We start from the raw sequence: 18,896 nt of genomic DNA, 5'->3' as shown, positions 1-18,896 counted from the left end.
GCGTGATCGCAGCCGGTATCGCAGTTGGACTTGGTATGACCGGAAATATTCTGGCACCGATCGTATTCTTACTGCTGTTTAACATTCCGTCCCTTCTTGTGAAATATTATGGAACCTTTCTGGGATACAAACTGGGTTCCGAATATATCCAGAAAGTTTATGCAAGCGGTCTGATGAATATTCTTACAAAAGCTGCAAGTACCGTAGGTCTGATCATGGTTGGCGGTATGACAGCGAGCATGGTAACTTTTAATTCTACTTTTGAACTGAGTATGCAAGGAGAATCCATTCTGAATCTGCAGTCTATGCTGGATCAGATTTTCATTGGAATCGTTCCGCTGGGACTGACTCTTTTGTGCTATTACCTTCTGAAAAAGAAGAACGTCAGCATCACCGTACTGATCATCGGTGTCATCGTTCTTGGCATTGTATTGTCGTTACTTGGAATTGCATAAGGGAAAGAGAAGGAGTAAAGAAAAATGAGAGACTGGTGGAAAAATTCTGTTGTATATCAGATTTATCCAAGAAGCTTTAAGGACTCGAACGGAGATGGCTTCGGCGATCTTCGCGGAGTCATCGAAAAGCTGGATTATCTGAAAGAACTGGGAATCGATGTGATCTGGTTAAGCCCGGTATTTGATTCTCCACAGGATGACAACGGATACGATATCCGTGATTATCGCAGCATCTACGAAAAATTCGGAACAAACGAAGATATGGAAGAGCTGATCCGACAGGCACACGAAAGAAAAATCAAAGTTGTGTTGGATCTGGTGGTAAACCATACTTCGGACGAACATGCCTGGTTTGTGGAGAGCCGCAAGTCAAAAGATAACAAATACAGCGATTATTATATATGGAAAGATCCAAAAGCAGACGGCAGCGAGCCGAACAACTGGGGTTCGAGTTTCTGCGGAAGTGCCTGGGAGTACTGTGAAGAACGCGGACAGTATTACCTGCATTTCTACAGCAAAAAACAGCCGGATCTGAACTGGGAAAACGAGACTGTCCGAAAGGAAGTTTATGATCTGATGAAATTCTGGATGGAAAAAGGGGCAGACGGCTGGCGTATGGACGTGATCGCTTCCATTTCAAAAGACCAGAATTTCCCGGACTACGAAGAAACAGAGCCGGGAAGAAAGTATTATACCGGAAAATATCACAGCAACGGGCCAAGACTTCATGAATTTATCCAGGAGATGAATCAGGAAGTCCTCTCAAAATACAACTGCATGACTGTCGGTGAGGCACCTGGTTCCACACCGGAAGTGGCAAGACTTTTCACCGATCCGAAGCGAAAAGAGCTGAATATGATCTTTACATTTGAGCATATGAACATCGACCGCATTCCGGGATCGGTCAACCGCAAGTGGGCATTAAAACCATTTGACCTGAGAGAACTGAAACGTGTCATGTCCAACTGGCAGGACAAACTCAGCGGCCAAGGATGGAATGCTCTGTATTTTGAAAATCATGATCAGCCGAGGATTATTTCCCGCTGGGGAAATGATACCACTTACCGCAGGGAATGTGCGAAAGCGTATGCAACCGTTCTTCATGGAATGCAGGGAACACCGTATGTGTACCAGGGTGAGGAAATCGGTATGACAAATGTCCATTTTCCGCTTGATGAGTATGAAGATATCGAAGTGCGAAATGCATACAAAGAACTGGTGGAAAATGGAAAAAGCATTTCCGAAGAAGAGTTCAAAAAGGCAGTCTGGAACAAGAGCCGTGACAATGCCAGAACCCCGATGCAGTGGGATGACAGTGAAAATGCAGGATTTACAACCGGAAAGCCATGGTTTGCACTGTCTGACCGTTACAGGGAAATCAATGTCAAAGAAGCACTTGCAGACAAAGACTCCATTTTCTATTATTATAAAAAACTGATCGAGATGCGTCATCAGGAACCACTTCTGACAGAAGGCAGCTACGAGCTGATCCTTGCTGAAGAGGAACACATTTTTGCCTATCTTCGCAAAACAGCAGATGAATGTTGGCTGGTGGCAGCAAATCTCTCAGAGGAGACGATTCCGGCAGAAATTTTGAAGTCCTATGCGAAAGGAGTGCAGGAAGTCAAGATCGCAAACTATGCAGAGCGAAAAGATTTAACAGAAGCACTTCGCCCATACGAAGCATTTATGATGAAAATTCAGTGAAACACAGCTTGTAAAGAGATGAAAACATAAGATATACGAAAAACGAAACGATTTCATCTTAGATTACAGGCGGAAAAGGAACAAAATCTATGACAGACAGATATTGGATCGCCGTCGATATGGACGGCACACTTTTGAACAGCAGGGGACAGATCTCAGAGCGAACCTGTGCTGTTCTACAAAAATGTCTGGATCAGGGGCACCATGTCCTTCCCGCTACGGGAAGGGCATTGCCGCTTCTTCCGGAAAAAATCAAAAATCTTTCGGGAATTTCGTATGCGGTTCTTGGAAACGGATCCGTTGTCTGGGACTGGAAAAAGACATGTGCATTATATACAAAATGTCTTCCGGAAGGATCGGCAGAACAGATCTTAAAGGATGTGCGGGAAATGTACCGGGTGCATCAGGAAAAAGCAGGGAAAGAATCACGTTATTATGCAGAAGTTATCTCAGATGGAAAAGTCTATGCGGACAGTCTCGACAGAGAATATTTCCTTACGGCAGAAATCGAAGGGAATTTTGCAGAATATATGCTTTCAAACCACGCGTATGTGAAAAGATTAGAAGACCAGAGTGAAATCCTGAAAAAAGCAGAAAAGATCAATATCTTTTTTGAGGATGTTTTACTTTCAAAGAAAATCCGGGAAAAATGGCAGAAAGTAAAAGGAATCTACACGACAACCTCAGTAGCCGGAAATGCGGAATTTACAGCGGAAGGGATAAATAAAGGCAGAGGACTTGCCATTTTAAAAGAACGTCTTGCGATTCCAAAAGAGCAGATCATTGCGATCGGGGATAACGAAAACGATGTGGAGATGTTCAAAGAAGCAGGGATTTCCGTTGCGATGGAAAATGCAAAAGATCCGGTAAAACAGCAGGCAGATTTTGTGGCTGCGGATAATGACCACGACGGAGCCGCAGAATTTCTGGAAAAATTTCTGAAACTATAAAGAGCACACCTCGGACAACGATCACGACGGGCATTTACCGGGCACTTGCGAAACTGAAAATCGTCCGGTAAATGCAGAAGCGAATTGTTGATGCAAAATAGGATAAAGCACTTCACAATTACTTGACAATATGCACAAAGCAATGTAAAATTAATATGTTGTACTTGTACAATGCGAGTAACAAAAGGCATTTAAAGAAACATTGCAGCTGTGAAGATAAAGCAGTTACAGATGCTTTAAATCCGTCCGTTACTTGAAAATTCTATAAGGAGGTGCTCCTGTGGGCCCAGTAGTAATTGCTATTGCTGTTCTGGTGACTCTCATCATCGCCGTCCCTGTTACAGCTGTCGTAGCGATCTCTTACCGCAAGAAAGTGGTAGAGACAAAGATCGGCAATGCCGACGAGAAGGCAAGACAGATTGTAGATGACGCCTTAAAGGTTGCAGAGACAAAGAAACGGGAAGCACTGCTCGAAGTGAAAGAGGAATCCTTGAAAACCAAGAATGAACTGGAAAGGGAAACAAAGGAACGTAGAGCAGAGCTGCAGCGTTACGAAAAACGTGTACTGTCCAAAGAAGAAGCAGTGGACAAAAAAGCGGACGCAATCGAAAGAAGAGAGACAGGCTTAGCGGCAAAGGAAGAGGAAATCAAAAAGAGAAGCAATGAAGTGGAAAAGCTGACAGAACAGAGAGTACAGGAACTTGAAAGAATTTCAGGATTGACCTCCGAGCAGGCGAAAGAATATCTTTTAAAAACGGTTGAAGATGAAGTAAAACATGACACTGCCAAGCTTTATAAAGAGCTTGAGAGCAGAGCAAAAGAGGAAGCCGGCAAGAAAGCCAAAGAATATGTGGTCAATGCCATTCAGAAATGTGCGGCAGATCATGTTGCAGAGACTACGATCTCTGTAGTACAGCTTCCGAATGACGAAATGAAAGGAAGGATCATCGGACGAGAAGGCAGAAACATCCGTACACTGGAAACCATGACGGGTGTGGATCTGATCATCGATGATACTCCGGAAGCAGTGATCTTATCCGGCTTTGATCCGATCCGCCGTGAGGTGGCTCGTATCGCCCTCGAAAAACTGATCGTAGATGGCAGGATTCATCCGGCAAGGATCGAGGAGATGGTTGAGAAAGCACAGAAAGAAGTAGAGAACATGATCCGTGAGGAAGGTGAAGCAGCAACACTTGAAGTTGGTGTGCACGGCATCCATCCGGAGCTGGTGCGTCTCCTTGGACGTATGAAGTTCCGTACCAGTTATGGACAGAATGCACTGAAACATTCCATCGAGGTGGCACAGCTTTCCGGACTTCTGGCAGGTGAGATCGGTGTGGATGTCCGCATGGCAAAACGTGCCGGACTTCTGCATGATATCGGAAAATCCATCGACCATGAGGTTGAAGGTTCCCATATCCAGATTGGTGCAGATCTTTGTAAGAAATACAAAGAATCTCCGCTTGTCATCAATGCGGTGGAAGCACATCACGGAGATGTAGAACCTGAGAGTCTGATCGCATGCATCGTTCAGGCAGCTGATACGATTTCAGCAGCAAGACCGGGTGCGAGAAGAGAGACACTTGAGACTTACACAAATCGTTTGAAACAGTTAGAAGATATTACCAACTCCTTCAAGGGAGTAGACAAATCGTTTGCTATCCAGGCAGGACGAGAGATTCGTATCATGGTAGTTCCGGAACAGGTCAGCGATGCTGATATGGTTCTTCTGGCAAGAGATGTTGCAAAACAGATCGAGGCAGAGCTGGAATATCCTGGACAGATTAAAGTCAGCGTGATCCGTGAAAGCCGAGCGGTTGATTACGCAAAATAGCATTTAAACATACCCCGCATACCATAGCGATATGGTTTGCGGGATTTTTTTGTGCTGATTGCATCAGATTCTGCATGTGTTTGACTTGAAGTTGTTTTGCAATGAAGGAAGCAGTTTTGCTCAGTTTCAGGCATAAAACATGCAGCGTACTGTATAAAGTAGAAGGAAAGATAAACGCTTCGCAAGGAGGCCGAAGGCATTCTTGAATGTTCCACGGACAATGGCTTTGTATCGACCGGAACGGAGAAGCTATAAAACAGTGAAAGCAGGGTGCAGATCATGCGATTGAAAAAGCCGGATCAAAAATTTCTTCTTTTCTGTGCGATATCGATGCTGACAGGGATTCTGGCGGGGATTTTTCTTGCAGTAAAATGCAGAACCGGCAACGGTGCAGCCGGGATTTTCAGTCCGTACTATTTAAAAGAATATGCCTATCTGGATATTGATCGCAGAAAACTGATGCTGATCGTGGCAAAAGAGAGGGGGAAATGGCTGCTGCTTTTGTGGGCACTCGGATTCAGCACGGTGGGAAGATTCTGTATTTATCTGTTTCCGGCAGTCTGGGGCCTGATCGGGACTTTATTTCTGGCACAGGCGTTTGCCGGTATGGGGATTGCCGGGATCGGACTGGGACTTTTATTTCAGGTGCCGCAGATCCTGATTTATGTGCCGCTGTTTCTGTGGATGATGGAAGAAGCAGACAAAAAAAGCAGACAGTTTGCGTATCTTCGGAAGATCGGGACGGCAGGGAAGAACAACAGGCGGTATTTTCTGTGCTTTTTTGTGGCTTTGTCGGTACTTTTTTTGGGAATTTTGACGGAAAGTTACGCAGGCTCCGGGCTTGTTCAGATGATTTTAAGAATTGTTTACTAAAAGAACAGCAAAGTTATGTAAAATAATCACTATATCTGGTAGAAAAACAAAGGGAGAATCAGGATGTTGTAGGAACAAAAAACCCCAAAATTTCGGCATTTTTCCCTATTTGCAAGCAACAAAAAAATGATTATACTTGGAAATATGGAATAGATTGGAATTTAGTGTTTTTGTGACCTTGCATTGTGGTTTATGTGAACGCAGAGTGCCATGTGAGTGCAAAGAACGGAACAGTCTGAATGGCATTTTTTGAGAAGCACATCACAAAAACAGAGATTTTATGCAACAGGGAGGGAAACGATGGAACAGGTAATGCCGGATTTTATTACATATCTGACAAATGAGCGGAATGCATCCAAAAGTACTGTGTCTTCTTACTGCCGGGATCTGGAAAGAATGTTTCAGTTTCTCGACGGAAAAGGCATCAAAAAGACGGATGATGTCACGCCGATCAGTCTGAATTCTTACATCCTTTATCTGGAGAAAGAGGGATTTTCGATTTCAACTGTATCCAGAAATGTGGCATCCATGAAGGCATATTTTCACTATGCATTCGGACGCAGGCTGATCGAGAAAGATCCGACCAGAACAATCAAGGCACCGCATATCGAGAAGCGGGTGCCGGGCGTGCTGACACAGGAGCAGGTGACACGGCTTTTGGAGCAGCCGTCACGAAACACAGCCAAAGGCATCCGTGACAAAGCGATGCTGGAGCTTTTATATGCAACCGGAATGCGGGTGTCGGAGCTGATTGCAGTGCAGATGGAAGATGTCAATTTCAGCCTGGAGTATGTTGTCTGCCGTGATGCAGAGCGTTTGCGGGTGATCCCGCTTGGCGGAAAAGCAAAAGAAGCACTGAAATTTTATCTGAAAGAAGCAAGAGACAGGCTGCTTTGCGGAAAAAAAGGAAATTATCTGTTTGTGAACTGTCAGGGAAATTCAATGAGCAGACAGGGATTCTGGAAAAATCTGAAAGAGTATGCAAGGAAAGCCGGGATTGAAGAAGATATTACGCCGCACACCTTCCGTCACAGTTTTGCGGCACATCTGGTGGAAAACGGGGCCGACCTTCGCGATGTGCAGGAGATGCTGGGCCACTCGGACATCTCGACAACGCAGATCTATATGGAGATGGCAGCAGGAAAAGTCAGAGCTTCCTATAAGAAGGCACATCCGCGGGCAGATTAATGCCTGGATGAGCCATAAACAGAAAGTTACAGATAGTAATGGATATCGGAAATTATTTTAATTCTTCTTCCGGGAAAATGCTGCGAATCTTTTCGACGGTTTTGCGGGCTTCTTTATGGTCGGAGCCGCTGGCGGTCACGCCGACGACAACGTTGCCGTTCTGCACGATGCCCGGAAAATAAAAATCACATTTTGTTTTATCACTACAGACATTTACGGTGATCCCCATGCATTTGCATGCACTGTAGATGTCTGAATTGATCTGATGGTCGTTTGTGGCAGCAATCACATAATCGGCATCATAAATATCTTCGCGTTCGTAGTTTTTTCTTTTGATCCTGAGCATCCCGGCTTTCTCCATATCCAGAAGCTCCCGATTGACTTCCGGTGCAATGACTGTGAGATGGTTGGTAAAAGAAACCAGTGTGCGGATGCGTCTCTTGGCGATCGTTCCGGCACCGACTACGACGATCTGTTTCTCATTTAAATCTACAAAAAGCGGAAAATAAGGTTTTTTATCGTTTGACATGTTCTACTCCTGTGTTACATAATATGGGCATTTTGATCTTTGTATATCATGATCTTATAGATGATGCCTGCGAATTGCTCCGTTACAAATGTAACTCTCGCAATTCTGTAAACATTCGGAATTCGCGTATTTACTGCGTGAATCGCTGCTTCCTCATGTTTAGCGGGTTCCAAGATCAAATGTCTTATCTTGCAAGCAAGAACGACATTTTGATCTTTTAACCCTGGCATCATTATATAATAAAAAAAAGTACTGGTCAAAGTTTTTTGCGGAAAATTCTGTGGACAGAAAGGAAGACTGCGGTATAAAATGAAACGGAGTAGCAGAAAAATCAGGAGGCGATGGCGTGAATTTTACAAAAAAAAGTTTAAGACTCTATGCAGTGACAGACCGCAGCTGGCTTCATGGAGAAACCCTGTATGAACAGGTGGAAAAGGCATTAAAAGGCGGCGTGACTTTGGTGCAGCTGCGGGAAAAGGAACTTTCGGAAGCGGATTTTGAGCAGGAGGCAAAAGAACTGCTGGAGCTTTGCCATAAATACAACGTAAATCTGATCATCAATGACAACGTGGCACTGGCGGCAAAAGTCGGGGCGGACGGCGTGCACATCGGTCAGTCGGACATGGGGGTGGAAAAGGCGAGAGCCATCCTTGGAAAGGAAAAGATCATCGGTGTGACGGCAAAAACGGTGGAGCAGGCAAAGGCAGCGGAAGCGGCCGGGGCAGATTATCTTGGCAGCGGAGCCGTGTTTGGAACCAGCACCAAAAAAGATGCAAAACCGATGGACCATGCACTTTTACAGGAGATCTGCGAGAGCGTAAAGATCCCGGTGGTGGCAATCGGAGGCATTGACGGCGGCAACATTCTTTTGCTGAAAGGCAGGAAAATGGCAGGTGTGGCAGTGGTGAGTGGTCTGTTTGCCTGTGAAGATATCAAAAAAGCGGCAGAAGATCTGCGAGAGAAAGCAGACAGGATCTGTGAATAAAAGATAAAAGCAAATTCACCTGAAACAGAAAGAGGAATGCATATGAAAATGAAAACAGCACTTACAATCGCCGGAAGCGATTCTGGCGGCGGAGCCGGTATCCAGGCGGACATCAAGACAATGATGGCAAACGGTGTGTATGCGATGAGTGCGATCACGGCACTGACGGCACAGAATACCACAAAAGTAGCAGATATTATGGAAGTGACACCGCAGTTTCTGGCAGAGCAGCTGGACTGCATTTTTACAGATATTCGGCCGGATGCGGTAAAGACCGGTATGGTTGCCTCCGCAGCTCTGATCCGGACAATCGCCGGGAAACTGACGGAGTATCAGGCGGAAAATATCGTGGTCGATCCGGTCATGGTTTCTACAAGCGGAGCAAGACTGATCAGTGAGGAGGCCATCGAGACGTTAAAAGAAAAGCTGTTCCCGCTGGCAACGGTGATCACGCCGAACATTCCAGAGGCAGAAGTGCTGGCGGATATAGAGATCGAGACAGTGCAGGATATGGAAAAAGCAGCAGAAGTGATCGGAACACGGTATGGATGCTCCGTTCTTCTAAAGGGCGGTCATCAGAAAAACGATGCCAGCGATCTGCTCTGGCAGAAGGATAAGAAGCCGGTGTGGTTTCATGGAGTGCGGATCGACAATCCAAACACGCACGGAACCGGATGTACGCTTTCTTCTGCAATCGCATCCAATCTTGCGAAGGGCAGAGATCTGGAAACTTCGGTCGAGGCGGCAAAACGCTATATTTCCGGGGCACTGGCAGCGATGCTGGATCTTGGATCTGGCAGCGGTCCGATGAATCATGGATTTGCGATAAAGGAAGAGTGGTAACATGGATAACGCAAAAAAGAAAAATAATAAGATGAATAATCATTCATACAACGAGAAATACAACAGCAGGAGCAGGATTGAAAAGCTGACACTGACGGCTCTGTTTACGGCAATCGCAGTGGTCGGCAGTATGTTTTCCTTCCCTATATTCGGGTCAAAATGTGCACCCGTGCAGCATCTGGTCAACGTTCTGTGTGCAGTGACAGTCGGACCGTGGTGGGGACTTGGACAGGCATTTTTAGCGGCACTGATCCGCAATCTGACCGGGCTTGGAAGCCCGCTGGCATTCCCTGGAAGCATGTGCGGGGCACTGCTTGGCGGACTTCTGTATCGCTATGGGAAAAAACTGCCGTTTGCCTACATCGGAGAAGTGTTTGGAACGGGCATCATCGGCGGTATGCTTTCTTATCCGGTGGCATCTCTGATCATGGGAAATCAAAGTGCAGCACTGTTTACATTTGTTGTGCCGTTCCTTGTCAGTACCTGCGGCGGTACGGTCCTGGCAGCTGTGATCACCGTTTCAATGGCGAAAATGGGTGTGCTTGCTAAGCTGCAGAACGGAGAAGTGTAGATGCGGATGGAGGTTTCAGATCAGAAAAATACCGGAATTTTTGCAGAAAAGATTGCTTCGCTGCATCAGGAAATACAAAACAGGCGTCCGCTGGTGCAGTGCATCACCAATGCAGTGACCGTCAATGACTGTGCCAACATTCTGCTGGCAGCCGGTGCGTCCCCGACCATGGCACATCATCCGCAGGAAGCTGCCGAAATTGCGGCAGGGTGTGATGCACTGGTCTGTAATTTCGGGGCAATCGCAGATTACATGGCAATGGAAGAAGCGGCAGTGACAGCAAAAAAACTGGGGCATCCGATCGTGATCGATCCGGTCGGTGTATCCGGCTCCACTTACCGCAGGACAAAATGTATTGAGCTGATAAAAAAAGCCGGGGCGAACTGCATCCGAGGGAATTATTCGGAGATTGCGGCACTGATCAAAAATGACAGAACGGTTGTCGGGGTGGATGCCATGCAGCAGCAGATCGATACACAGGCAATGCAGGAATTTGCCAGACAGAACAGACTGTTTCTGTGGGCATCCGGAGAGACGGACATTCTGACGGACGGCGAACGTCTGTGGTACTGTAAGAACGGCGATCCGCTGATGGCAAGGATCACAGGCAGTGGGTGTATGTCTTCGGCACTTTTAGGAGCCTTTCTTTCAATCGAAAATTCGCTGGAAAGTGTGGCGGCGTGTTGTGCATTTGTCGGTCTGGCAGGGGAGCTTGCGGCAGAAAAAACAGCTCAGGCACAGGGTGGAACGATGACCTTTCGCCTACAATTTATAGACACAATTTCGCTTACTTCATCACAAAACGAAATATTTTTAAAGAATAAGATCATAATTCCATAATTTTTAGCGAATAAAACAGGGTGGATATTTATACAAGTTGTGATATAATAGACTGGAATTGTTTTCGTGGATATCGTTTCGTGGAAAAGTCTGCTTTCGGTATCAGAGGAAAATAGAATTCCTGCTTTTAAAAAGCAGGCACGAAAGCTGAATTTAGAATGAAACAGATGAGGAGAATGACATGAGTTTCGAATTTATCAAAAAATTACCGACTCCGCAGGAGATCAGAGAAAAATATCCTCTGTCAGAAGAACTGGCAGCAATCAAAAAAGCAAGAGATGAGGAGATCCGCAAGGTGTTTACCGGAGAATCCGATAAATTCCTGGTGATCATCGGACCTTGTTCTGCAGATAATGAAGAGGCAGTTCTGGATTATGCAGGCCGCCTGGCAAAAGTAAATGAAAAAGTCGGCGACAAGCTGATCCTGATCCCACGTATTTATACAAACAAACCGCGTACAACAGGTGAAGGATATAAAGGAATGATGCATCAGCCGGACCCGGAGAAAAAACCGGACCTGCTGGCAGGACTTCTGGCAATCCGTAAAATGCATATTCATGCAATCGAGCAGACCGGTCTTACCGCAGCAGATGAAATGCTGTACCCGGAAAACTACAGATACTTATCTGATCTGCTTTCTTATGTAGCGATTGGAGCACGTTCTGTAGAAGACCAGCAGCATCGTCTGGTAGTCAGCGGCATGGACGTACCGGCCGGTATGAAGAACCCGACCAGCGGCGACTTAAGCGTTATGCTCAACTCTGTTGTTGCAGCACAGTGCAGCCACAGCTTTATTTACCGTTCCTGGGAAGTGAAGACAACCGGAAACGAACTGGCACATACCATTTTACGTGGAGCTGTAAACAAACACGGCAACTGCATCCCGAACTACCACTATGAAGACCTGAACCTAGTAGACCGTCTCTATAAAGAGAGAAATCTCAAAAACCCGGCTGTTGTTGTGGATGCAAACCACTCCAACTCCAACAAACAGTATGCAGAACAGGTTCGTATCGTGAACGAAGTGCTTCACAGCCGCAACCTGAATCCACACATCAAAACACTGGTAAAAGGTGTGATGATCGAAAGTTACATCGAAGGTGGAAATCAGAAGATCGGATGTGTACCGCACATCTACGGCAAATCCATCACAGACCCATGCCTTGGATGGGATGATTCCGAGAAACTGATCTACTCTATTTATGATCTTTGCTAAAGAGTATGTAAGAGGACTGGGAAAGGATAGATTCCTGATATCCCAGGTCTATGAAAAGAAAGCCGCCGTCCCGGGGATTGGCGGCTTTCTGTGACCTTATCTTAGAAAAGTATTTTAGTAGGAGGAAAAGATGTTTGTAAAAATTTTTACAGATGGTGCAGCAAGAGGAAACCCGGACGGACCGGGCGGTTACGGAACGATCCTGCAATATATCGACAGCAAAGGTGTGCTGCATGAGCGGGAATACAGCCAGGGATATGTACGGACGACCAACAACCGCATGGAGCTGATGGCAGCGATCACCGGTCTGGAAAAGCTGACCAGACCGTGCGAAGTGCAGCTTTATTCGGACTCCAAATATCTGACCGATGCCTTTAATCAACACTGGATTGACGGCTGGCTGAAAAAAGGCTGGAAACGAGGCAAAAATGAACCTGTTAAAAATACAGATCTCTGGAAACGCCTGCTGAAAGCAAAGGAGCCGCATCAGGTGACTTTTATCTGGGTAAAAGGACATGACGGACACCCGGAAAACGAACGTTGCGATACCCTTGCGACCACGGCGGCAGACGGAACGGATCTCATTGTGGATGAGGGAGTATAAATTATGAGACAGGCAGAAAAAGTCGATCTTGGATCAGACGACTGGACGATGGAGATACGCCCTTATGCTTCGGCATTTCATTTTCCAATAAAAGAACTTTGGGAATACCGGGATCTGCTGTTTCTGTTTGTGCGGAGAGATTTCAAAACGATGTACAAACAGACCATTTTGGGCCCGGCGTGGATATTGTTAAGCCCGCTTTTGACAACGGGGATGTTCAGTCTGATCTTTGGCAGAATCGCCGGAATATCCACCGATGGGACGCCTGCATTTCTGTTTTATATGGCAGGCAATATTCTGTGGAACTATTTTTCAAGCTGCTTAAGTGCGGCATCGAGTACCTTTATTGGTAATGCCGGACTGTTTGGAAAAGTATATTTTCCAAGGATTGTTGTTCCGGCATCATCCGCTGTCTCTAAACTGATCACATTCGGTGCACAGTTCCTGCTGTTTCTGATCCTGTTGTTTTGCAGCCTTGGAAGCGATCAAGTAAGAATCACCTGGCTGTGTCTGATGACACCGGTCTTGCTTGTGATGCTGGCATTGCTCGCAATCGGCACCGGAATGATCCTGGCATCCCTGACGGCAAAATACCGCGATCTTCAGGTGTTGGTCGGATTTGGGATTCAGCTGTGGATGTATGCCAGTCCGATTGTTTATCCGCTTTCACAGATTCCGGGAAAATGGAGAATATTGCTTAGTCTGAACCCGGTTGCGTACATTGTGGAATGTTTCCGTTATGGCTGGCTTGGAAGCGGCATTGTTTCCATACCGAACCTGATGATCGGGCTGGGGATCATCCTGCTGATTTTGTTTGTCGGAACGGTGATGTTCAATAAAACACAGCGAAATTTTATGGATACCGTTTAGCATCATAGCATGGAAAATTGCCAGGCGTACAGCGAGTAGCATTTATGCCTGTGCTCAGAAAGGGAAAAGAAATGGAAGAAAAAGAAGTTGTGATCCGTATCCGCCATCTCTCAAAAGAATATCGGCTTGGCGTGATCGGACGGGGGACACTTCAGAGGGATCTCCAGAGCTGGTGGGCAAGAAAACGTGGGAAACCCGATCCAAATCAGCGGATCGGACGCAGAGAATATACATCAAAAGAGTGTTTTTATGCACTGGAAGATGTTTCCTTTGATGTGCACAGAGGAGAACGGATCGGTGTGATCGGTGCAAATGGTGCCGGAAAATCAACACTGTTTAAACTGCTGGCACGTGTGACGGCACCCACCGAAGGAGCCATCGGCGTAAAGGGAAGGATTTCCAGTATGCTCGAAGTAGGAACCGGGTTTCACGGAGAACTGACCGGGCGGGAGAATATTTATCTGAACGGAGCCATCCTTGGAATGAAACGACAGGAGATCGAAGCCTGTATCGATCAGATCATTGCATTTTCCGAATGTGAAGAATTTATCGATACTCCGGTCAAACGTTATTCCAGCGGGATGTACGTGAAACTGGCATTTGCTGTAGCGGCACATTTAAATTCCGAACTGCTTTTGATGGATGAAGTGCTGGCGGTCGGCGATATGCATTTTCAGAAGAAATGTCTGGATAAAATGACACAGCTCTCAAACGATGAGCAGAAAACCATTCTCTATGTATCCCACAATATGGAAACCATCCGCACACTCTGCAACCGCTGCATTGTCCTGGAGAAAGGACATCTTGTTTTTGACGGTGAACCGGAAGAGGCGATCGCAAAATATCTGGGTGATGTTGTGCAGATGAAATTACACTATACTTATGAAGCAGAGGCAAATGACCGCAGGACCACCGGAAAAATGCAGTTTACAAGCCTTGATATCAAAAACAGCAATCAGGTAACGGCAAAAGAAGGAATCGGATTTTCCGTGGCGTTTCGAGTGCAGGAAGCAATTGCAGATCTGCATCTTCGCTGTACCATCCACAGTACGGACGGCCAGGCAGTGGGCACATCCGTTTCCGAAGGAATTGGGGCGTTTGCAAAAAATACTTCAGCAGGCGTGGGGATTCACTTTGATACCACAAGCCTTACAAAAGGAGAATATGTGGCAGAGCTGGCGGCCGTGGAGCCGATGGGCGGCGGCAGACAGTGGCGGCATGCCTGGCTGGAACATGCCTTTGCGTTTGAGATTACAGAAGATGCATTTGGACAGTACAGCCTGAACCGCAATGCAAAAGAATGGGGCTATACCGTTTATCCGGATCTGAAAATCGAAAAATGTGAAAGAAAGTAGAAGAAGCAAAAAGGAAATCGTTATAATATCAGTGAGAGTTGATGTTATAACGATTTTTTGTTGGGGAAAATTATCAGACAAGTTGCTGATGAGATGGTTGCAGAAAAAATAGAATAGATAGTATCGGTTTGAAACTGGACAACTGTTATTTCAAAACAGATTACATTTAGTACTATTTCTAAGTTCAAAGTGGTGTTTGGTTGTTAGATCAAGCACCATTTTTCTGTTAGTTTTATTTTTTCAAATAAATTAAACACAGATGATATGGAGTTTTTATTTTTTATAGATAGCGTTGTAATTAAAGATTCTTTTTGTTATCAGTTGACCTGACTAAAATTTGCATAAGTTTAAATGCTTAAACAGGTTATATAAATAAAAATAATGTATTGTAATTGCAAGAGACACCTTTTTTATGATTGTTGTAAATATTTGTTTTATTACTTTTGTCATATAATTCATGAAAATAAGATGCCTTTTTTGTACAAAATTATTAAAATGCTTATTTATAGAAGAATATTGGTATTTTTAAACTTGACAAATGAAATTAAAAAAATTAAAATAAAACCACAGTAAATAATTTAAATTAATAATAAACTAAATGAATGAAAGCGAGAAAAAATGAAAGAGCTTACAAAAAGTGAAGGACAGATGATGGATATTTTTTGGGATAGTAAAAAAATGTTAACCAGTGTAGACATTGTTGAAATGAGGGTGAAAGCAACATGGACAAACGGACTTGTTCATAACATTTTACGTTCTCTTATTCAAAATGGGTATTTGAAAGAATGTGGCATGAAACAATATGGACGACAATATGCAAGAAAATTGATGCCGACTTTGACAAGAGAAGAGTATCTTGCAAAGCTTATCATGAAAAAAAGTGAAGGAAAAAGTTCAACGAAACAGGTGATGGTGGCTTTGGCAAAAGAAAATGCGGATATTGAACAAACAATATCGGAACTGGAAGAAATTATTCAGAAATTAAAAGAAGGACAGTAAGATATGAGATTGGATATTGCTTCTTTATCTATGGCGATTTTGTGGAATATCATTTTTATTTCCGTTGTTTTTGTGATGGAAAAGAAAAAGGCATATACAAGCAGAAAAGGAATTCAAATAATACTGATATTTTATTTATTGGGAGTTATTCGAATGTTATTTCCTGTTGATTTTCAACCATCAATAGGGATTCCAATATCAAAAGGAGTTTTTCCGGTCGTTAATAATGTTTTAGGTCTTGAAGAGCATAGTTTTTTAGGGGTAGATTTTACTATAGCGAATGGAATTGTTATTTTTTGGAGTGCGATAGCGATTATTTTAATGTTGAGATATTTTACGGAATATCGACAAATGCATCGACTGTTTCAAAAATGTTCAGTGATAGATGAAATGTGTGAGCCTGTCATTGAACAAATAAAACTGAAAAAAAAGATAAAAAAGAAAATATCAGTGTATCGGAATTCAGCCATTGCGATTCCATGTGCAGAAGGAATATTCCGATTGAACATTTACTTGCCTAAATGTGAATATTCAGAGGAAGAATTATACTACATTTTACTTCACGAGTGCACTCATTTTGCTAATGGAGATTTATACATAAAATGGTTAACACAGATTTGTCGTTGCCTGTGCTGGTGGAATCCATTAGTTTATAAAATGCAGGATATGTTAGAAAAGAATCTTGAGATTCGGTGTGACCTGACTGTGACAGAAAATCTTGAGCAGATAGAGCAGATAACATATTTGGAGACTATTGTCAAAGCTTTAAAAAATATAGAAAAAAAGAACAACAGTGGTATTTTATATGGAGTTCAGTTGACAAATCGAAACGGAAAAGAATTAAAGGAAAGGTTTGAAATTATTTATAAAAATCGAAAAAATAAAACAAAGAAAAGTCAAAAAATGAAATGTCTTGCTATGTTTTTGATAATGATGATTTTTTCCTATGTAATTATGATAACACCAGCATATTATCCAGCGGAAGAAGAAATTATAACAGGGGAAGGAATTGAAGAGATGACAACGAAGAATACATATATTTTGAAAGAAGGTGAAAAATATTATACTATTCATAAAAGTGAGATTCGTGGAAAAATTGAAAAAGAAGAACTTTCTTCAGAGGAAGTGAAAGAAATGCAGGAAAATGGATTCGAGGTAAAAGAAAATGAAGAAAAGTAAAGCAGAAAGTTTATTACTGATTGCAGTACTTGCTTTCAGCATACAGACAGGGAGTTATAGTGCGGCATTAAGTAATGGGGAACTGAATCAAATTTATGTTGAAAATACTGCTGAGGCGAGAGTTACGGATACGATTATAACAAAGTATCGAACAGTAAATGGAAAACGCCAGAAAAGGAGGTGGAATAAAACAAAAAATAGATGGGAAGATCCAGCGTGGAAAGATATGTAAAAATGGCTTTAGAAAGGAGAATGACGTTGAATAAGTTAAAAAAAGTATTAGGGATTTTAGTTTTAGTAGGAGTTATAATGTTTGGACAAATAGGTATGAATTCGCAAGCTGCTTCGCAGCTGAGTGGAACATTCGATCATTCGTATTGGTTTTCTATACCAGAAGGAGGACATGCATCGTGTAGCGTGGAAGTTACATATAGAGAGTATTATACCTATAATGGAAAACGAAATGTATTTAACAGGAGAACTAAAACTTATATGATGAATGTTGCAGGGGCGACAACAGTTCCATATATGAAAATGGGTAATTCAAAACACTTGAAATCGGATGGAACAACGATAAAAACATTTAGTACGTGGACAAAAGAAGCAGGTATATATGATGGATCAAAGTGGAATAGATATGATTCGTACGTTAATACTGGTAGTAAAAAGTATAAAAGAGCTACAAAAGCGAAAGTGAATTATCCGTTTTGGGTATGCTGTACAGGAGCAGTTATACCTACATATTCTGGTTCTATATCATTTGCACTCAAAACAAAATAGTAGGAAAGGTTGGATCTATATGAAAAAAAGAAAACTTGCAGCGGGTATCGCAGCCGCAGCTCTGGTGGCAGTTCTTTCTGTTTCGGCAGTTTATGCAGGAAATCAGGGAAAATCGGTTTCGGCACTTTGGGGTGAAATTTTAAAACAGTCGGCAGATGAAGAAAAAATAAACACACAGAGTGCAGACGACGAACCGCTCTATGCAGTCGGAAAAGATGTCTCAATCACGATGAAAGAATACGAGCAGGTCAAATCTTTTTATAAATTAAAAAGTGAAGATGACGGGCAGGCGGCGAAAGATGCGGATAAAGAGATCAAGCAGTACAATGCACTTTACGCAGCGGCAGTCAAAAACGGCTATTCTGTGACGGATGAGCAGGTGCAGGCATATATAGAAGATATGAAGCTACAGCTCGAAAGCGTGGACAACAGCGAAGATATTCAAGACGTGATCGACCAGTTTGATTCGGAGGATGATTACTGGGCATATGAATTTACCGTATACCAGAAACAGCTGCCGATCCAGAATTATGTGTCAGCGTTAAATGATGAGTATAATGAGAAAGCGGTAGATTCTTCCTCAGAAGAAGCACAGGAAGAATGGGACACTTATTTTGAAAATCTGAAAGATAAACTTGTAAAAGAGCAGAATTTTCAAAATCAATAATAAAAAAGAAATGAGAAACCGCAGGAACCGGGCGAACACCGGAAAGCAGTCTTGACAAATGAAAACCCACTTATTATAATGAGGATAATGTCAAAATTGTGGAAGTACGGGAGAAAAACAGAATCTTTCTGACATCCGCATGAGACATAAAAATGAGGCAAAGGCTGTGAAGGAAAGAAGTAACAGAACAACTGCACAACAGAGAGTTGCCGGCCGGTGAGAGGCACAGATGCGGTTCCTGCGAATACATTCCGGAGCTCTGCACCGAACACAGAAGTGTAAGTAGGCTGCAGCGGAGTGACATCCGTTAACAACGTTAAAGTATTGCTGTGGATAGGTAAAAAATTGCGAAGAACAGCAAAAGGATTTTACATGAAAGGATTCCGATGGCAGTACTTACTGAGGCAGTCTGGTGTGAGCCGGCTGTGAATAAAGGTGGTAACACGAGATT

19 protein-coding genes, 1 pseudogene and 1 other annotated feature (1 of these 21 only partly in view) are annotated in these 18,896 nt (G+C 43.7%); of the genes and pseudogenes, 19 read left to right on the top strand and 1 reads right to left on the bottom strand.

The window, feature by feature from the left end:
- The 6 genes from ACLTL4_RS06000 to xerD all read left to right on the top strand — a co-directional run.
- Window positions 1-455: PTS system mannose/fructose/sorbose family transporter subunit IID (locus tag ACLTL4_RS06000; protein WP_412320326.1), on the top strand; the 455-nt coding region annotated here is incomplete at its 5' end.
- A 24-nt stretch (window positions 456-479) separates the two neighbouring features.
- Complete coding sequence (locus tag ACLTL4_RS05995; RefSeq protein ID WP_173897735.1) at window positions 480-2,162, top strand: glycoside hydrolase family 13 protein; 1,683 nt, start codon at window positions 480-482, stop codon at window positions 2,160-2,162.
- An 89-nt stretch (window positions 2,163-2,251) separates the two neighbouring features.
- Complete coding sequence (locus ACLTL4_RS05990; RefSeq protein WP_412320325.1) at window positions 2,252-3,112, top strand: Cof-type HAD-IIB family hydrolase; 861 nt, start codon at window positions 2,252-2,254, stop codon at window positions 3,110-3,112.
- A gap of 280 nt (window positions 3,113-3,392) precedes the next feature.
- Window positions 3,393-4,946, top strand: a complete 1,554-nt coding sequence (gene rny / locus ACLTL4_RS05985; RefSeq protein WP_022118903.1) for a ribonuclease Y — start codon at window positions 3,393-3,395, stop codon at window positions 4,944-4,946.
- A 279-nt stretch (window positions 4,947-5,225) separates the two neighbouring features.
- Window positions 5,226-5,819, top strand: a complete 594-nt coding sequence (locus ACLTL4_RS05980) for a hypothetical protein (protein WP_173865541.1) — start codon at window positions 5,226-5,228, stop codon at window positions 5,817-5,819.
- Between the two features lie 300 nt (window positions 5,820-6,119).
- Entirely contained in the window at window positions 6,120-7,007 is an 888-nt protein-coding gene (gene xerD / locus ACLTL4_RS05975; protein WP_022118901.1) for a site-specific tyrosine recombinase XerD, read from the top strand.
- Between the two features lie 52 nt (window positions 7,008-7,059).
- On the opposite strand, the gene ACLTL4_RS05970 is transcribed toward xerD, so the two are convergent.
- On the bottom strand, window positions 7,060-7,536 hold the full coding sequence (locus ACLTL4_RS05970; RefSeq protein ID WP_147631108.1) for a bifunctional precorrin-2 dehydrogenase/sirohydrochlorin ferrochelatase: 477 nt from the start codon (window positions 7,534-7,536) through the stop codon (window positions 7,060-7,062).
- Between the two features lie 346 nt (window positions 7,537-7,882).
- Between ACLTL4_RS05970 and thiE the strand changes: the two genes are divergently transcribed.
- The 13 genes and pseudogenes from thiE (at window position 7,883) to ACLTL4_RS05905 (ending at window position 18,445) form a co-directional block, all read left to right on the top strand.
- Complete coding sequence (thiE, locus tag ACLTL4_RS05965) at window positions 7,883-8,521, top strand: thiamine phosphate synthase (protein ID WP_250842266.1); 639 nt, start codon at window positions 7,883-7,885, stop codon at window positions 8,519-8,521.
- Between the two features lie 48 nt (window positions 8,522-8,569).
- Window positions 8,570-9,364 carry a bifunctional hydroxymethylpyrimidine kinase/phosphomethylpyrimidine kinase gene (gene thiD, locus ACLTL4_RS05960; protein ID WP_412320327.1) on the top strand — a complete coding sequence of 265 codons (795 nt, stop codon included), beginning with the start codon at window positions 8,570-8,572 and terminating at the stop codon, window positions 9,362-9,364.
- A 31-nt stretch (window positions 9,365-9,395) separates the two neighbouring features.
- The gene (thiW, locus tag ACLTL4_RS05955) at window positions 9,396-9,935 is read left to right on the top strand and encodes an energy coupling factor transporter S component ThiW (RefSeq protein ID WP_173865557.1); all 540 of its coding nucleotides are present in this window, start codon (window positions 9,396-9,398) and stop codon (window positions 9,933-9,935) included.
- Window positions 9,936-10,775, top strand: a complete 840-nt coding sequence (gene thiM, locus ACLTL4_RS05950) for a hydroxyethylthiazole kinase (RefSeq protein WP_412290474.1) — start codon at window positions 9,936-9,938, stop codon at window positions 10,773-10,775.
- A 157-nt stretch (window positions 10,776-10,932) separates the two neighbouring features.
- Window positions 10,933-11,991, top strand: a pseudogene (locus ACLTL4_RS05945) (3-deoxy-7-phosphoheptulonate synthase); the annotation flags it as partial.
- 130 nt (window positions 11,992-12,121) lie between these two features.
- Window positions 12,122-12,595: a ribonuclease HI gene (gene rnhA, locus ACLTL4_RS05940; RefSeq protein ID WP_147631111.1), complete on the top strand. Its 474-nt coding sequence runs from the start codon at window positions 12,122-12,124 to the stop codon at window positions 12,593-12,595.
- Window positions 12,596-12,598: 3 nt separating this feature from the next.
- Window positions 12,599-13,465 carry an ABC transporter permease gene (locus ACLTL4_RS05935; RefSeq protein ID WP_412290473.1) on the top strand — a complete coding sequence of 289 codons (867 nt, stop codon included), beginning with the start codon at window positions 12,599-12,601 and terminating at the stop codon, window positions 13,463-13,465.
- Between the two features lie 71 nt (window positions 13,466-13,536).
- Window positions 13,537-14,820, top strand: a complete 1,284-nt coding sequence (locus ACLTL4_RS05930; protein WP_412290471.1) for a polysaccharide ABC transporter ATP-binding protein — start codon at window positions 13,537-13,539, stop codon at window positions 14,818-14,820.
- Window positions 14,821-15,438: 618 nt separating this feature from the next.
- The gene (locus tag ACLTL4_RS05925) at window positions 15,439-15,819 is read left to right on the top strand and encodes a BlaI/MecI/CopY family transcriptional regulator (RefSeq protein ID WP_215658844.1); all 381 of its coding nucleotides are present in this window, start codon (window positions 15,439-15,441) and stop codon (window positions 15,817-15,819) included.
- A 3-nt stretch (window positions 15,820-15,822) separates the two neighbouring features.
- The gene (locus ACLTL4_RS05920; protein WP_412290469.1) at window positions 15,823-16,998 is read left to right on the top strand and encodes a M56 family metallopeptidase; all 1,176 of its coding nucleotides are present in this window, start codon (window positions 15,823-15,825) and stop codon (window positions 16,996-16,998) included.
- A complete protein-coding gene (locus ACLTL4_RS05915) occupies window positions 16,985-17,230 on the top strand; it encodes a hypothetical protein (protein WP_412290467.1) in 246 nt (81 codons plus the stop codon). The genes ACLTL4_RS05920 and ACLTL4_RS05915 overlap by 14 nt, the downstream gene beginning before the upstream one ends.
- A complete protein-coding gene (locus tag ACLTL4_RS05910) occupies window positions 17,215-17,778 on the top strand; it encodes a hypothetical protein (RefSeq protein WP_412290465.1) in 564 nt (187 codons plus the stop codon). Before ACLTL4_RS05915 ends, ACLTL4_RS05910 begins: the two co-directional genes overlap by 16 nt.
- A 19-nt stretch (window positions 17,779-17,797) precedes the next feature.
- Window positions 17,798-18,445, top strand: a complete 648-nt coding sequence (locus ACLTL4_RS05905; RefSeq protein WP_173865546.1) for a hypothetical protein — start codon at window positions 17,798-17,800, stop codon at window positions 18,443-18,445.
- A gap of 157 nt (window positions 18,446-18,602) precedes the next feature.
- Window positions 18,603-18,896 (top strand) — a binding site (T-box leader); it runs 18 nt beyond the window's last position.

This window comes from Hominisplanchenecus sp. (assembly GCF_046967715.1).
GTDB lineage: Bacteria > Bacillota > Clostridia > Lachnospirales > Lachnospiraceae > Hominisplanchenecus > Hominisplanchenecus faecis.
Note: the sequence above shows the minus strand (reverse complement) of the source record. Positions and strands in the feature narration are given on the sequence as shown.

What these genes read in the sequence shown, in the direction of transcription:
- ACLTL4_RS05995 (WP_173897735.1), top strand. Translation starts at nt 480, where the DNA reads ATGAGAGACTGGTGGAAAAATTCTGTTGTATATCAGATTTATCCAAGA.
- ACLTL4_RS05990 (WP_412320325.1), top strand. Translation starts at nt 2,252, where the DNA reads ATGACAGACAGATATTGGATCGCCGTCGATATGGACGGCACACTTTTG.
- ACLTL4_RS05980 (WP_173865541.1), top strand. Translation starts at nt 5,226, where the DNA reads ATGCGATTGAAAAAGCCGGATCAAAAATTTCTTCTTTTCTGTGCGATA.
- xerD (WP_022118901.1), top strand. Translation starts at nt 6,120, where the DNA reads ATGGAACAGGTAATGCCGGATTTTATTACATATCTGACAAATGAGCGG.
- ACLTL4_RS05970 (WP_147631108.1), bottom strand. Translation starts at nt 7,536, where the DNA reads ATGTCAAACGATAAAAAACCTTATTTTCCGCTTTTTGTAGATTTAAAT.
- thiD (WP_412320327.1), top strand. Translation starts at nt 8,570, where the DNA reads ATGAAAACAGCACTTACAATCGCCGGAAGCGATTCTGGCGGCGGAGCC.
- thiW (WP_173865557.1), top strand. Translation starts at nt 9,396, where the DNA reads ATGAATAATCATTCATACAACGAGAAATACAACAGCAGGAGCAGGATT.
- thiM (WP_412290474.1), top strand. Translation starts at nt 9,936, where the DNA reads ATGCGGATGGAGGTTTCAGATCAGAAAAATACCGGAATTTTTGCAGAA.
- rnhA (WP_147631111.1), top strand. Translation starts at nt 12,122, where the DNA reads ATGTTTGTAAAAATTTTTACAGATGGTGCAGCAAGAGGAAACCCGGAC.
- ACLTL4_RS05935 (WP_412290473.1), top strand. Translation starts at nt 12,599, where the DNA reads ATGAGACAGGCAGAAAAAGTCGATCTTGGATCAGACGACTGGACGATG.
- ACLTL4_RS05930 (WP_412290471.1), top strand. Translation starts at nt 13,537, where the DNA reads ATGGAAGAAAAAGAAGTTGTGATCCGTATCCGCCATCTCTCAAAAGAA.
- ACLTL4_RS05925 (WP_215658844.1), top strand. Translation starts at nt 15,439, where the DNA reads ATGAAAGAGCTTACAAAAAGTGAAGGACAGATGATGGATATTTTTTGG.
- ACLTL4_RS05920 (WP_412290469.1), top strand. Translation starts at nt 15,823, where the DNA reads ATGAGATTGGATATTGCTTCTTTATCTATGGCGATTTTGTGGAATATC.
- ACLTL4_RS05915 (WP_412290467.1), top strand. Translation starts at nt 16,985, where the DNA reads ATGAAGAAAAGTAAAGCAGAAAGTTTATTACTGATTGCAGTACTTGCT.
- ACLTL4_RS05905 (WP_173865546.1), top strand. Translation starts at nt 17,798, where the DNA reads ATGAAAAAAAGAAAACTTGCAGCGGGTATCGCAGCCGCAGCTCTGGTG.